Source organism: Rhodococcus sp. ACPA4, from assembly GCF_002300185.1.
In the GTDB taxonomy this organism is placed as follows: domain Bacteria; phylum Actinomycetota; class Actinomycetes; order Mycobacteriales; family Mycobacteriaceae; genus Rhodococcus_F; species Rhodococcus_F globerula.
Genome location: NZ_NSDY01000001.1, coordinates 4,070,708 through 4,084,347, shown reverse-complemented (window position 1 = coordinate 4,084,347; position 13,640 = coordinate 4,070,708). Strand labels below are relative to the sequence as shown.

The 13,640-nt window shown below is 59.5% G+C and carries 14 protein-coding genes; 6 read left to right on the top strand and 8 right to left on the bottom strand.

Annotated features, from left to right (window positions below):
• Positions 1–27 precede the first annotated feature (27 nt).
• On the bottom strand, positions 28–459 hold the full coding sequence (locus CJ178_RS18680; protein ID WP_033233651.1) for a MarR family winged helix-turn-helix transcriptional regulator: 432 nt from the start codon (positions 457–459) through the stop codon (positions 28–30).
• A gap of 335 nt (positions 460–794) precedes the next feature.
• Here CJ178_RS18680 and CJ178_RS18675 point away from each other — a divergent pair, with 335 nt between their 5' ends.
• A complete protein-coding gene (locus tag CJ178_RS18675) occupies positions 795–1,889 on the top strand; it encodes a GGDEF domain-containing protein (RefSeq protein WP_033233650.1) in 1,095 nt (364 codons plus the stop codon).
• A gap of 8 nt (positions 1,890–1,897) precedes the next feature.
• Here CJ178_RS18675 and CJ178_RS18670 read toward each other — a convergent pair whose 3' ends face one another.
• Both CJ178_RS18670 and CJ178_RS18665 read right to left on the bottom strand, forming a co-directional pair.
• Entirely contained in the window at positions 1,898–2,110 is a 213-nt protein-coding gene (locus CJ178_RS18670; RefSeq protein ID WP_033233649.1) for a DNA-binding protein, read from the bottom strand.
• On the bottom strand, positions 2,107–3,510 hold the full coding sequence (locus CJ178_RS18665; RefSeq protein WP_095887353.1) for an MFS transporter: 1,404 nt from the start codon (positions 3,508–3,510) through the stop codon (positions 2,107–2,109). The genes CJ178_RS18670 and CJ178_RS18665 overlap by 4 nt, the downstream gene beginning before the upstream one ends.
• 64 nt (positions 3,511–3,574) lie before the next feature.
• Between CJ178_RS18665 and soxR the strand changes: the two genes are divergently transcribed.
• Complete coding sequence (gene soxR, locus CJ178_RS18660) at positions 3,575–4,015, top strand: redox-sensitive transcriptional activator SoxR (RefSeq protein ID WP_033233647.1); 441 nt, start codon at positions 3,575–3,577, stop codon at positions 4,013–4,015.
• Positions 4,016–4,022: 7 nt separating this feature from the next.
• Here soxR and CJ178_RS18655 read toward each other — a convergent pair whose 3' ends face one another.
• From CJ178_RS18655 to CJ178_RS18645, 3 genes are all read right to left on the bottom strand, one after another.
• Complete coding sequence (locus tag CJ178_RS18655) at positions 4,023–4,847, bottom strand: ABC transporter ATP-binding protein (protein WP_095887352.1); 825 nt, start codon at positions 4,845–4,847, stop codon at positions 4,023–4,025.
• 13 nt (positions 4,848–4,860) lie between these two features.
• Entirely contained in the window at positions 4,861–5,565 is a 705-nt protein-coding gene (locus CJ178_RS18650; protein WP_045065478.1) for a FadR/GntR family transcriptional regulator, read from the bottom strand.
• A gap of 86 nt (positions 5,566–5,651) precedes the next feature.
• Positions 5,652–6,212, bottom strand: coding sequence for a QsdR family transcriptional regulator (locus CJ178_RS18645; protein WP_045065476.1), 561 nt, complete (start codon positions 6,210–6,212; stop codon positions 5,652–5,654).
• A gap of 144 nt (positions 6,213–6,356) precedes the next feature.
• On the opposite strand from CJ178_RS18645, the gene CJ178_RS18640 reads away from it, so the two are divergent.
• The 3 genes from CJ178_RS18640 (at position 6,357) to CJ178_RS18630 (ending at position 10,623) form a co-directional block, all read left to right on the top strand.
• The gene (locus tag CJ178_RS18640) at positions 6,357–7,328 is read left to right on the top strand and encodes a phosphotriesterase family protein (RefSeq protein ID WP_095887351.1); all 972 of its coding nucleotides are present in this window, start codon (positions 6,357–6,359) and stop codon (positions 7,326–7,328) included.
• 2 nt (positions 7,329–7,330) lie between these two features.
• Complete coding sequence (locus tag CJ178_RS18635; RefSeq protein WP_095887350.1) at positions 7,331–9,001, top strand: AMP-binding protein; 1,671 nt, start codon at positions 7,331–7,333, stop codon at positions 8,999–9,001.
• A 230-nt stretch (positions 9,002–9,231) separates the two neighbouring features.
• Entirely contained in the window at positions 9,232–10,623 is a 1,392-nt protein-coding gene (locus tag CJ178_RS18630; protein WP_045065472.1) for an MFS transporter, read from the top strand.
• 50 nt (positions 10,624–10,673) lie between these two features.
• Here CJ178_RS18630 and CJ178_RS18625 read toward each other — a convergent pair whose 3' ends face one another.
• A complete protein-coding gene (locus CJ178_RS18625) occupies positions 10,674–12,176 on the bottom strand; it encodes an AMP-binding protein (RefSeq protein WP_095887349.1) in 1,503 nt (500 codons plus the stop codon).
• A 134-nt stretch (positions 12,177–12,310) separates the two neighbouring features.
• Here CJ178_RS18625 and CJ178_RS18620 point away from each other — a divergent pair, with 134 nt between their 5' ends.
• The gene (locus CJ178_RS18620; protein ID WP_092805152.1) at positions 12,311–12,991 is read left to right on the top strand and encodes a TetR/AcrR family transcriptional regulator; all 681 of its coding nucleotides are present in this window, start codon (positions 12,311–12,313) and stop codon (positions 12,989–12,991) included.
• A gap of 49 nt (positions 12,992–13,040) precedes the next feature.
• On the opposite strand, the gene CJ178_RS18615 is transcribed toward CJ178_RS18620, so the two are convergent.
• Positions 13,041–13,517, bottom strand: a complete 477-nt coding sequence (locus CJ178_RS18615; RefSeq protein ID WP_045065467.1) for a MaoC family dehydratase — start codon at positions 13,515–13,517, stop codon at positions 13,041–13,043.
• Positions 13,518–13,640: the final 123 nt, after the last annotated feature.

Sequence of the window (13,640 nt, the reverse complement as noted above, 5' to 3'; positions counted from 1 at the left end):
TGGTTGTAGAACGCAACGGTTTTGCGATTAGTTTTCCATGCTGCCCAGTCGATGCAGAAGCGACGTCAGCGCGATGACGTCCTCGGGATCCCACGTCGCCAATCGTGCGCGCCACTCGTCGGCCTGACGATTCTGGACGGTGGTCACACGTTCCCGGGCCTCGGGTGTCAGGGCAACCAACTTTGCCCGGGCGTCATCGGGATCGGGGATCCGCTGTACCAGTCCGAGGCGCTCGGCCGAATCGATTTGTCTGGTCAATGTCGACTTCTCGATATCGAGCGCAGCAATGAGATCCGACATCGGAACCGCATTCGAACGGTTCAGAAGAACCAGGACGGAGTAGAGCGCCGGATCGAGTTTGGGGTGGATGGCCCGCGCGTACTTACGGGCGCGAGCGCGCCCGCGCTGCCACATATCGGCGAGTTCCATCTGCAGGCCCGAGATGGGATCTGAAACCACTGTTGCTACCCCTTAGGTGCGTCGACTTCCGGTGTTCATCCAACCAGAAGGAGTGCGGGATGCGAGTTCCGGATTCATTGTCACCCGAATGCAAATTAGTCATTGCCCTGAGAATCTCCTAACGGTTTGATGCGGTGACTGATCTATTGTCTGATTCGGGACGGTCCGTAGCTGGATAGTTGCCTGACCAGGCGATATTGCAAGCGTAGCGTGTTGGTCGGACCGTCCGTTATGGCTATGCTGCACGCTATGGCCGAATTTTCGGGGAAATCGGGCAAGTGTGGGCCACCCTGGGGGAAGCGAGAGATTTGCCCTCGTATGTTCGAGGCTCCGTCGTGAAAGCGTTGATCGACCTGATCGCGCAGTGGTGGCGTCTGCCCGATCAGTATCAGAGTTTCATGCGTTACCTCGAAGACCGTGGTCTTGTGTCGGCTTGCCGAATCCTGGTCGGCGGAACTGCGTTCGGGATGGGGTTGATCCTCGTCCTCATGAGGTGGAGTGCTGTGGGACCGCAAGGTTCGTTCTGGCGATCCGTCAACCTGATTGTGGTCGCAGCCTGCCTGATCGCTGCCCTCATTTGGTGGCTGTTTCCGCCAACCCGGCTGTGGTCCTACACCTTTGTTGTCGGCTCCGATATTGCTATCGCGGTGGCGTCGTTCTCGGACGTCGATCCGCTGGCACGATTGTTGTGCTGTGTGGTTTTTGCCTCGATCGGTGGCTACATCGCGTTTTTCCACAACCCCACGTTGCAGCTCGGGCACCTGGTATTCGCCACCCTGGTCACGATTATGGCGGGGTGGCCGCTGCTGTTTGGTGACAACACGGATCCAGGATTGGGAATTGCCAAAATAGGTGTCACTCTCGCGACCGTCTATGTGATTCCCGTCGTCTCACAGATCATGTTGGCGATGCTCAGTTCGGATGCAACAACATCGGAATTCGATCCGCTGACCGGGCTTCTCAATCGACGTGGGCTTTCACGTCGGGCGACGGACATCGTGGGCGAGCAGATCGACGAACACAATGCGCTTCTGGTTGTGGTGATCGATCTCGACCGATTCAAGGAGATCAATGATCTCCACGGACACGATATCGGCGACAACACAATCATCAGGACCGGTTTGCGCATCAGGCTCTGGACGTCGCAGTCGGCTCTGATCGCTCGAGTCGGCGGTGACGAATTTGTAGTGCTCGAGCGGGCGCCCTTCAATTCGGTGGCAAAACTGTCGACGCGGATCACCACATTCATGAGTGGTGACAATGACGTACCGGCAATCAGTTCGAGTATCGGAATCGCGATTCGTACGGCGCCCCGAGAAGTGGACGAAACCGTGGACGAGATTGTTTCCGCACTGTTCAGGGTGGCCGATTCGGCTATGTATCAAGCCAAACGTGAGGGTGGAAATCAGGTGCGTGCCAGCGTCGTGTGAAGACTTCTTCAATCGCCGAACGACAACCCTCGTTCGGCGAGTGCCTCACCCAGAATGCGAAGGGCTTTTGGGCCCATTCCGTGAAGCTTTGCCAATTCCGATTCGGATACCGATGCGAGCTGCGACAACTCGGTGTAACCGGCGGCAAGAAGAGCCCGCGTTGCAGGCGCGCTGGTTTTCGGGAAACCGTCTCCGGGCTGTGCAGACTGAGATTCGGTCACGGTTGATCTCCTCGAGACGACGGGAAGGCGCGCGCTGCGATCGCCACGCCGATACAGGCTACGACGGCAAATGTGATCAGGAGTAATTGTGCGGAACGCAAAGTCGAGGGTGCGCCGAGATTCACCAGAACTCCGGCGAGAGCGGCGCCGAACGCGTTGGCGATCAATTGCACGGTATTGATCGCCGCGGCGGCTTTTGCTCCTTCGCCTGGTTCCGAAACCGAGTTCATCGCACCGACAGCCAGGTGTGGCCAGGCGATGCCGATACCCGCCCCGGCAATGACCAGTCCGACGATCCACGCTGCGATTGCGCCGGCGCCGGCCTGATCGGTGAGGAACGCGGCCGTCAGAGCAAGCCCGAATGCGACCAGAACAGGTCCGCCGACAACGATTGTGCGGACAGCGCGAGGTGACGTTGCCGAGGCACTCGGAATTTCGCCGAGGGTCCAGCCGAGGGCGAGGGCGGCGCCGAGGAAACCGGCGGCCAACGGTGTCATACCGGCGAGGAGCTGACCGAACAGCGGAATGAACGTTTCGACCGTCGAGCTCAGGGCCAAGGCGACGATGGTCAGGTACACCCATTTGAGGGACGACGCGGTGAAGGTCGACGGCGGGAGTACTCCATGGCTCGCGCGACGGTCTGCTGCGACAAAAGCAATCAGGAGTATCACTGCCGCAAGAACCAGTGTGGCGGTCACCGCAAGGTTGGACAGAATTCCCGCGACGCTGACCAACAGCGCTGCTGCGGTCAGCAGGGCCAGCGAGAGAATCGGAACCGGACTGCTGGTGGTGCTGCCTGCAGTATGTGCCGGCAGCGCGCTGGGGACGAGCGCGGCAACCGCGATTGTCGCGACCACCAAGGCACCGAATGCCCAGCGCCAAGCGCCGAATTGAGCGAACACTCCACCGATGGCCGGCCCGGCGAACGTGCCGACACCCCACATTGCTGATACGAGTGCCGATGCGCGCGTCCACAACTGCTTGGGTAGGGCGGCGTTGATCACGGCATAACCGAGACCCGCCAGCAGTCCGCCGCCTGCTCCTTGAACAGCACGCCCGACCAGAAGCATTTCCATCGACGGACTGAGCGCACAGACGATCGTGCCGAACGCGAAGAGCGCAAGCGCAATCAGATACGCGCCTCTAGGCCCTTTCGCGCCGAGGATTCGGGTGACCAGCATCGAGGAGATGACTGAGGCAATAAGGAAAACTGTTGCAGTCCAGGCGTAATACCGTTGCCCGCCGATGTCGTCGATCGCCGTCGGAAGCAAGCTGGTCGTGAGATAGACGTTCGTGGCATACAGCGCCACTCCGCCCGCCAGGACGGTAGCGGTCCCGAGATGCCGCCCGCTCAGTAATTGACGCCACGTGCCGGCGGAGACATCAGTAGGGGAATGCATGTCGATGAAGGTAGAGTCTCAAGTGCGCTTGAGGTCAACTTCGGGCGCCAGACGGGAGGCGAGGATGATCCGCAAGAGCGACGAACTCCTCTCTATCGGCGAGGTGTCGGCCCGCACAGGCGTTGCGGTGTCGGCCGTGCGGTACTACGAAACCCTGGGTCTGGTTCCTGCCGTTCGCACTGCCGGCAATATGCGAAAGTTTCCGCGGCATGCCATACGGCGAGTGACGTTGATCCAGTTGGCCGTCCGCTTCGGCATTCCGTTGTCGGAGGTCGGGGAAGTGTTCGCCTCTCTGCCAGAGGGCCGCACACCCAACAAGAAGGACTGGGCAAAGATCTCGACAGCCTGGAATCAGCGGCTAGAGGATCGTAAACAGGCGATCGCGCGCCTCCAGGAGGAGTTGACCGGGTGTATCGGGTGCGGGTGCTTGTCACTGCAAACCTGCAACCTGCTCAATCCGGGAGACGAACTCGGTTTGGGCGGGCAGGGCGCCCGCCGGATCTGACGAACTGTCAGATCAGTTGGCTCAGTTGGTTCCGTTGGCGAGGGTGGGACCTGGCATTCCAACGTCCATTGCGTCGTTCGATCTTGATGGGATGTGAGAAGCAGTCGCTGATGTTCTCCGACGTGATCACATCGTCGGCAAGTCCGGTTGCCGTGACAACGCCGTCCTTGATCAGTAGTGCATGTGTTGTCGTGCTTGGGATTTCTTCGATGTGATGGGTGACAAGAATGCTTGCCAGGGACGGGTTTTGACTACGTAGGTCATCCAGCGCGCTCAGCAGCTGTTCGCGGGCTGCCAAGTCGAGACCGGTGGCGGGCTCGTCGAGAAGAAGCAATCGTGGCTCGACCATGAGCGCTCTGGCGATCAGTGCGCGTCCGCGCTCTCCCTGAGACAAATTGGGCCACAGTGCATTCGATCGGGGGCTCATGCCAAGCAGGTCGATCAAGGCGTCGGCGTGTGCTTCCTGCTCCGGAGTGGGCGACCAGCGCGGCATCAACTCGGTGGTGTTGGTGAGTCCGGTGATCACGACGTTCCGGACCGTGATGGGAATGCCGATCGTATGACGCGGATTGACATGCCCGATGTCCATCCGCAACTCACGCATGTCGACACGGCCCAACTTGTGGCCCAGAACGAATACGGAGCCGCGGGTGGGGTGCGCAGTTGCCCCGAACAGGCTCAGCAGAGTGCTCTTTCCCGCACCGTTAGCCCCCAGCAATACCCAATGCTGGCCGGGCTCGATCGAAATGTTGATGTCCTGCAACAAGTACCGGCCGTCTCGGACCAAGTCGACATGTTCGGTCGACAGCACTGTGCCGCTGGAGTGTTTCACGGATGAAGCCTCTCTATGAATCGAGAATGCGTAGCTGACGGAGGACGGTGTCGATGTTTTCGCGTGTTGCAGCTACTGCGGCGTCGGGATCCGAATCCCATAGCGCGTCGAGCAGTCTGTCGTGGGCCTGTGAAGTATCGGGAACTCCCTCTTCGATGTCCACCATGTCGATGAGAGTCTTGCGGAGAAGCGGACGCACCGATTCGAACAGTGACAGCAGGACAGCGTTTCCCGAGAGTCGAACGACTTCTGTATGGAAATCGAGGTCGGTGTCGACAAACTTCTCGACATCCCGTTCGAAGTGGCTGTGGCGGAGCGTAAGTCGGCGTCGAAGACGCTCGAGATCTTCCGGTTGTGCGCGCTCCGCCGCGAGTCTGGCGGCCTCGACCTCCAACGCCCGGCGCACCTCGAAAACCTCGAGCATCTGTGAGCGTCGGAGTAGCCGGGTGAATTCGTCAGCGTGTTCCAGATCCTCCGCCGCGACAACAAACGTTCCGACCCCGTGCCGTACCTCCAGCAACCCGGCTTGAGTTAGAAGCCGGATCGCTTCGCGGATGGACGAACGCCCGACTCCCAGTTCTACGGCGAGTGCGGCTTCGCTCGGGATCCGCTGCTTCGGCAGCCATACCGATTGGCGGATCTTCGACCGGAAGATCTGTTCGATCTGCGGCACCAGGGGACCGCTGCGCAGAACGAAACCACCGTGGTCGTCGGTCATTGCTACCTTTCGAATCGAATTCGCCTAGCGTAACAAGTCATCAGACGTCTGAGGACTAACCCTTAGCGGGTGTGTTCGATGGGCACTCACACGCGCGGGACCCCGAGCAGAAGTGCGATCAAATCGAGAGCTGTCTCGATCTCTGCCTTCTCTCGACCTAGTAGAGGTGCGTAAAGGTGGATGTCGCAGATACGAACAAGTGCCTGGCCCAGCACTTGTGGCGACAAGCTGAGGGTCAACTGGCCGGCATCGACCTGCGACTGCAGGATCTCGGCGGCAATGGACGCGGAAATGGACTCGATGGCACCGGGCATCAGCGCGAGCTTGATGAACACCATCGGTTCCCTCTTGGTGAGCGCGCGAAGTTCGGTTGAAGAGTCTACTGAACGCATCACTCGGCCGAATACGTCGATGACGTACTCCGGGCCCTTGCCTGACGCTTGCGACATCGCCTTGCGGTACGTGCGCTCGGTGGCTTCCGCCAGCACCGTCCCCAGTAGTTCGTCGCGGTTTCCGACCCATCGGTAGAGCGTCGCGCGGCCTACTCCGAGGCGCTCGGCAAGTAGTGACATGTCGAGCGCCTCTTCGGCGAGATACATGCTCGCGGCGGTGTCGATGGCGCGCCGGCGGTCGCGGTCGGATGGCATACAGGCATTCTCTCCGGTGGCCCGGTGCGTCGATTTTCGGGTCTGTGTACGGCTCTGGCTATCTATTGACGAACCCTCCTAGGTGAGACACACTAGCTCATTGTCTCAGCTAAGTGATGCCGATCACAGTCAGGGGTTTTGTCGATGAGTTCAGTACAGACCGTTCGCGGGTCAGTGGACAGCGCCGATCTGGGGAAGGTGTTGATGCACGAGCACGTCTTCGTTCTCGGAGAGGAGATGCGCCAGAACTATCCGGACTACCCGGAGCCGTGGGACGAAGAGGCGCGGGTGGCGGACGCAGTTGCCAAGCTGACCGAACTGAAGTCCCGCGGGATCAACACAATCGTCGATCCCACCGTGATCGGGCTCGGCCGATACATTCCGCGCATCGCGCGAATCAACGAGCAGGTCGATCTCAACATCATCGTCGCCACGGGCATCTACACCTACAACGACATTCCGTTCCAATTCCATCACACAGGACCGGGATTACTCTTCGATGTGCGAGAGCCGATGGTCGATCTGTTTGTCAAAGACATTCGAGAAGGCATTGCCGGCACTGGTATTCGCGCAGCATTCCTCAAGTGCGCCATCGAAGAGCCCGGGCTGACTCCCGGAGTCGAGCGAGTGATGCGCGCAGTTGGAGCTGCGCAGGTCGAAACGGGTGTGCCCATAACCGTCCACACCGACCCGCATACCGAATCCGGGCTCGTTGCACAGAAAGTCCTGGCCGACGAGGGCGCAGATCTGACCAAGGTCGTGATCGGTCATTCGGGTGACTCGACGGATCTCGACTATCTGTGTGCGCTCGCAGATGCCGGCTCCCTACTGGGTATGGACCGCTTCGGTCTGGATGTGCTCTTGCCGTTCGAGGAGCGCGTGAACACCGTGGTGGAGATGGCTCGTCGCGGCTACGCGGAGAAAATGGTCCTCGCCCACGACGCGTCGTGCTTCATCGACTGGTTCTCCAGCGAGGCGAAGGCTGCCGCTGTGCCGAACTGGAACTACACGCACATCAGCGATCACGTCATCCCGACCTTGTTAGAGCGAGGCGTCACCGAAGACCAGATCACGACGATGCTGGTCGACAATCCGCGTCGATATTTCGAGAGCTGATCATGGACGACGTGTATGCGGGCGAGCTGTCGGTGCCACGTCCTTGGCTTGCGCGCTACGACAGTGGTACTGCGCCAACTGTCGACATCGAATACACCAATGCCCTGGAGATGTTCCGTGCGTCGGTGGCCCGCGACGCTGATGCTCCCGCAATCAGATACTTCGACGCGACTCTCACGTTCGGCGAGCTCGACACGATGTCGGACGCTTTGGCAGTGGCTCTCGCCGGTGAGGGTATCGGATTCGGCGATCGGGTGGCATTTGTCCTGCAGAATGTGCCGCAGTTCTTTGTCGCGACTCTGGCTGTCTGGAAGTTGGGAGCCGTTGTGGTTCCGGTCAATCCGATGTACCGCGACCGTGAGTTGGCGACGGTCCTGCTCGACAGCGGTGCCGTTGCGGTGATCTGTCTCGAGTCCTCGGCCCAGACGGTGGTGACGGCGTCTGTGGGTACGGATGTTGGATGTGTTATCACTACGTCGGAACTCGATTTTCAATCACGAAGTGATCAAAGGATTTTCGGGTCTGCCAGCCGAGTGAGGTACGAGGGTTGCCACGACCTGCTGGAGTTGATCGAGGAGAACCGCGGCGCCGCACCCGATCCCGTTGACCTCGAGCCGAGCGATCTTGCGTATCTGCCGTACACGTCCGGTACGACGGGTCCGCCCAAGGGGTCTATGAACACGCATGCCAATGTGGTGTTCGCATCGCAGATCTATCGGGACTGGGTGGGCTTGCGCCCGGGTGGCGCGATGTTTGCCGTAGCCCCGTTGTTTCACATCACTGGTTTGATCGGACACGTCGCGGCGCCACTGCTATCGGGGGCCGCTACAATTCTCACGTGTAAATTCCACCCCGTTGTTGCGGCGGAGTCTATTTCGGAGCATCGCGCCACAGCGATCATCGGTGCAATTACCGTTTTCATCGCCTGGACGGATAATGCGGCGGTATCGAAAGAGTTGCTCAGTAGTCTCGAATCGGTCTACTCGGGTGGCGCGCCCATTCCGCATGCAGCCCTCGAGTCGTTTCGGGCGAAGTTCGGTCACTACATCCACAACGGCTACGGTTTGACCGAAACCAATAGTCCTGCAATCGTTGTGCCGAATTCACGAGAAGCGCCGGTCGACCCCGCGTCGGGTGCGGTAGCGGTCGGCGTGCCTGTCTCGAGTACGCATGCCGAGGTGGTGGACGAAAACGACAATCCGGTACCGGTCGGGGAGTACGGGGAGATAGTTGTCAGCGGCCCGCAGGTAGCGCTCGGATACTGGAACAAGCCGGAAGAGACCGCCCACGCCATGCCCAACGGCCGTTTCCACACCGGCGATGTAGGTTTCATGGACGCTGACGGATGGTTCTACGTGGTCGATCGGATGAAAGATCAGATCAATGCCTCGGGATTCAAGGTATGGCCGCGCGAAGTGGAAGATGTTCTCTACGAACATCCTTCCGTTCGTGAGGCTGCAGTAGTGGGTGTCATGGACCCCTATCGCGGAGAGACCGTGAAAGCCTTCGTTTCACTCAAGGAGGGGCTGGAGGCGACGCCGGATGAACTGGTGGAATTCTGCAAGGTCCGTCTGGCTGCGTACAAGTACCCGCGCATCATCGAGGTCATGAGTGACCTTCCGAAGACCGTGAGCGGCAAGATTCTTCGTCGTGAATTGAGGGTTCCGCGCTAATTCCACACTCCAATGACTGCCGGCTCATCGAATCGTGATGGGCCGGCAGTTGTCGTGTTTGACTGAATTGCATCAAATATTGTTGCGCAACAATGCTATTCAGTGATTGACATCACTCCGTGGGTGCCGCACACTGGTCACATCATCCGAACTTGAAGTTGGCGTCAGTTTCTACTGTCGGGGCGGCGCTTCGTTCGGGTGCAATCGCTACGACCCATCGAGGAGTAGGCATGACTAGATCGGTAGTGAATTCGGGAGGGCCCGCAGGGCGCGTATCCGATCAAGAGCGCACCAGGAAGCGTGCACATCGCAAGCTTCTCGGCGCCGGACTTCTGGGCAGCTCGATCGAATGGTACGACTTCTTTCTCTATGGAACGGCTGCAGCGCTTGTCTTTCCGCATGTATTCTTTCCGAACTCGTCCGCCCTCATGGGTACATTGCTCTCGTTCAGTACGTTCTGGGCGGGATTCGTAGCTCGGCCGATCGGTGGGATCGTTGCCGGCCATTTCGGGGACAAGTACGGACGTAAGCCTGCCGTGGTTACCTGCCTGCTCCTGATGGCATTGGCGACGTTCCTGATCGGCGCGATTCCGAGTGCATCGGCAATCGGCGTCGCTGCTCCAATTCTGTTGGTCACCTTGCGATTCATTCAGGGTCTTGCCTGCGGCGGGCAGTGGGGCGGCATTGTCTTGCTTCTCACGGAGTCGGCTAGTCCGAAGAAGCGGGGATTCTCCGGAACCTTTGGACAGATGGGTGTTTCGTTCGGCGTGGTTCTCGGCAACGTCGTATTTCTGATCGCCACCGCGACGATCTCGAACGAAGCATTCCTGAGCTGGGGATGGCGAATTCCCTTCTTCGCCAGCGCATTACTCTTCCCAGTCGTCCTGTACATCCAGACCAAGGTTGAAGACACTCCGGAATTTCTGGAGTTGCAGAAAGAAGCGGCTCGCAACAAGAAGGATGCAGTGGTGCAGGCGCCGCTGACAAAAGCGATCAAAACTCATTGGCGCAAGATTCTTCTCGGCTGTGGTCTTCTGGCTGCTACCAACTCGCTCTTCTACATCAGCATTGCCGGTGTTTTGAGCTACGGCACAACGGAACTCGGCCTAAAGAGGAATTCTCTTCTGATCATCTCTCTCCTCAGCGCGCTCCTGACCGTCGGAGTGGTGCTGTGGTCGGGAAAGATGTCGGACAGGATCGGGCGTCGTCCGATGATCTTGATCGGTGCGGCCGCGATCGTTGTCTGGGCCTTTCCGTACTTCTGGCTGATCAACACCAAGTCGCTACCGCTCTTCTTTGTTGCTGTCACCGTCGGCAGCGTTTTCCAGTCGATGACATACGGGCCCATCGCGGCATACATGGGCGAGTTGTTCGCCCCGAATGTCCGCTACTCCGCAGCGTCTCTTGCCTATCAACTGGCAGCGATCACTGTCAGCGGTGGCACACCGTTCATCATGACGGCGCTGATCGCGAAGACGGGAACCACGACCCTGGTTGCCGTGTTCGTCGCACTCATGGGATTGGTGACCTTCTTCAGTGCGTGGGCGCTTGCCGAGACCAATCCGAAGGAAGTCCGCGACGATCCGGAGGCGATCCCTGGTGCGCATCTGTATGCGTCGTAGCTGGACAGGTAAGCCCCGGCAGACAATTCTGCCGGGGCTTTCCCGCGTGCTCAGCTCTGTTTCAGAGTGACCAGTCCGGTGCGGTCGATCGAGCGTTTGAGGATCTTGCCGGTGGAACCCTTGGGCAGTGCGTCGATGAACTGCACAACCCGAGGAATTTTGTACGCCGACAGGCGCTCCCGTGCCCATGCAGTCACGTCGGCAGCATCGACGACGCTACCCGATCGCACCGCTACGACTGCCGCGACTTCCTCACCGTAGTAGTCGTCCGGGATACCTATCACTGCAGCTTCGATGATGTCGGGATGCTGATACAGCACCTCCTCCACTTCGCCGGGGTACACGTTGTACCCGCCGCGGATGATCAGATCCTTGACCCGATCTACTATACGAAGGTCGCCGTCCGCATCGGTTTCACCGAGGTCGCCGGTGCGGAACCACCCGTCTGGGGAGAGTACCGCCGAGGTATCGTCCGGGCGTTTCCAATAGCCTTTCATGACAGTCGGGCCCTTGATGAAGACTTCTCCGACTGTGCCTGCGGAGCAAGGATTTCCGTCGTGATCGCGAACCTCGACTTCGGTTCTCGGGACGGCCCGGCCGGTGTAGCCGATTTTCGGCGGACGGTCGATGCTGTTGAACGTTCCGAACGCGCTTGTCTCGGTGAGGCCGTACCCTTCGAGGATCGTGCAGGCGAACCGAGTTTCGAAGGCGCGGGCTACCTCACCTGGAAGGGAGGCTCCGCCGGAGATTGCGATTCTGAGTTGCTCGAAGTCGGAGCTGTCCACGTCGGCTGCTGCGTGGAGCATGGCATTCCACATTGTCGGAACACCGGCCATTATGGTGAGTTTGTCCTTGCGGACCAGATCGAGCATGGCGGTCGGATCGAAACGCGGAAGCAGGGAGAGCGATCCACCGCCGGTGAAGGTTGCCATCATCACGGAGCCCTGCCCGAAGATGTGGAACAGCGGTAGACCCGTTCCCGTTCGGTCCGAAGAGTTTCCGCGGCTACTCTCGGCTCCGATTTCGCCCGCCGACAACAGGTTTCCCACGGTCAGCTGAGCACCTTTCGGGCGCCCGGTGGTGCCGGAGGTGTAGAGAATCGCAGTGGTGTCGTGTACATCTCGGTCGGCAATGGCTGTCGGTTCCTGGTCGGTTCTCGCCGATTCTTCGGTGAGGGTCCAGACCGGAACGCCGCGGGCGGCGCCGGCGTCATGGGTCGCCGGCCCGAGTTGATGCCATGCGATGGCGAGTGAGATATCGGCGTCGTCGAGCACGTACTCGATCTCGGGCTGCGCTGACATTGTATTGACCGGGACGACAACGCAACCGGCAGCCTGAATTCCCATGTACGCCACGATGAATTCCGCAACCGACGGAGCGGCGAGCAACACCCGATCTCCTTCGCTCAATCCGGCAGCACGGATTCGGCCGCCAAACGAGAGGGAGGTGTCGTGGAGTTGTCGGTATGTCCAGTCCCGGCCGGAACCGCGAATCGCGATGTTGTCCGGTGTGGCTGCGGCGTAACGGGTTACCGGATCGAGAACGCTGACCATGGATATGCCTTTCAGGAGAATCGACCGATTGTGTGTCCTGATGTCCTTGCCGAGCGTACACTTGAACTCGGTGTCAACATTGAGTTTGTCGTGAATATCCCTCAGTAGCAGTGAACTTCGGAAAGGTGAGTAGCGTGGTGGATGACGACTCGCGGATATCCGAACTGCCTCTTGCTCCGCCGGCGGGGCATCGTGATCCGCCGAGCACCGAACGGGGTGCTCGCACCAGGGCTGCGCTGATCGCCTCTGCACGTGTGGTTTTCGAGCGGGCCGGCTATTTGGATGCGCGATTGATAGATATAGCGAAGGAAGCTGGGTGTGCTACCGGTTCCTTCTACACCTATTTTGCCAACAAGGAAGAAGTTTTTGCGGCCGTCCTCGAGGTAGCTCGTGAGGAAATGATGCATCCGGGCATCGGTAGGGTTGCGGGCACTGACGATCCATATGCCGTTCTGGAGGCAAGTAATCGGGCGTATCTTGCGGCATATCAACGGAATGCAAAGTTGATGGGATTGATGGAGCAAGTTGCCAGTATCGACCCGGAGTTCCGCAGGATTCGCAACGAGCGGGCAGATGCATTTATTCTGCGCAACGCGCGAGGTATCGCCGAACTGCAAGAACGTGGTGTCGTTGATCCCGGCTTGAATCCTCTGCTTACGTCAATGGCATTGTCCGGCATGGTGAGTCGATTTGCCCACAGTGTATTCACGTTGGGTGACGGGCGAGTGGAAGGCAGGCCGGTCGAATTCGACGAGATTGTCGGCACCGTGACGGATCTGTGGGCCAATGCGCTGAAGTTCCCGAGGCGGAGCTGACGAAGCGCGCCCTGGTCGAGAGTGCTCAGGGCGCGCTTCGAAAATCGTCTCAGCTCTTCTCGACGACGCGAGCTACCGCTTCCGCGACGGCCACAGGCTTGTCGGAACCTTCGCGTTCGAGCACCTGGCGCGTCTTTACCTGGATACCGCCAGGCAACTGCTCGGCGGACACCACGGTTGAGCGCATCCGCAGTCGCGAGCCCACCGGGACCGGCGCGGGGAAGCGCACTTTGTCGTATCCGTAGTTGAGGCTGTGCGCAAAGCCGTCGAAGGCCAGGAGTTGGGAGGAGAACTGTGGGCCCAGTGAGAGGCTGAAAAGTCCGTGCGCGATGGTGGTGCCGAATGCGCTCGCCGCCGCACGCTCTGGGTCGACGTGAATCCACTGGTGATCGTTGGTGACCGCGGCAAAAGCGTCGATGCGATCCTGCGTGATCTCGTACCAGTCGGTGGGTCCCAGTTCCTGGCCGATCAACTTCTCGAGCTCGGCAAACGTGGACGGGCGGACGGGCAATTGCTCTTCAGTCATCGTGGTCCTTTACTCGCAGTTCAGGAGGTTGGAAAATAGATTCCAGCGGCGACGGTTGAAGTTGACGCCGGATTCAACTATACATGACAAGAGACGTGGATCACGGTAAAAGCTTTCGGTGAA

What these genes read in the sequence shown, in the direction of transcription:
- CJ178_RS18665 (WP_095887353.1), bottom strand. Translation starts at nt 3,510, where the DNA reads ATGCATTCCCCTACTGATGTCTCCGCCGGCACGTGGCGTCAATTACTG.
- soxR (WP_033233647.1), top strand. Translation starts at nt 3,575, where the DNA reads ATGATCCGCAAGAGCGACGAACTCCTCTCTATCGGCGAGGTGTCGGCC.
- CJ178_RS18650 (WP_045065478.1), bottom strand. Translation starts at nt 5,565, where the DNA reads ATGACCGACGACCACGGTGGTTTCGTTCTGCGCAGCGGTCCCCTGGTG.
- CJ178_RS18645 (WP_045065476.1), bottom strand. Translation starts at nt 6,212, where the DNA reads ATGCCATCCGACCGCGACCGCCGGCGCGCCATCGACACCGCCGCGAGC.
- CJ178_RS18640 (WP_095887351.1), top strand. Translation starts at nt 6,357, where the DNA reads ATGAGTTCAGTACAGACCGTTCGCGGGTCAGTGGACAGCGCCGATCTG.
- CJ178_RS18635 (WP_095887350.1), top strand. Translation starts at nt 7,331, where the DNA reads ATGGACGACGTGTATGCGGGCGAGCTGTCGGTGCCACGTCCTTGGCTT.
- CJ178_RS18630 (WP_045065472.1), top strand. Translation starts at nt 9,232, where the DNA reads ATGACTAGATCGGTAGTGAATTCGGGAGGGCCCGCAGGGCGCGTATCC.
- CJ178_RS18625 (WP_095887349.1), bottom strand. Translation starts at nt 12,176, where the DNA reads ATGGTCAGCGTTCTCGATCCGGTAACCCGTTACGCCGCAGCCACACCG.
- CJ178_RS18615 (WP_045065467.1), bottom strand. Translation starts at nt 13,517, where the DNA reads ATGACTGAAGAGCAATTGCCCGTCCGCCCGTCCACGTTTGCCGAGCTC.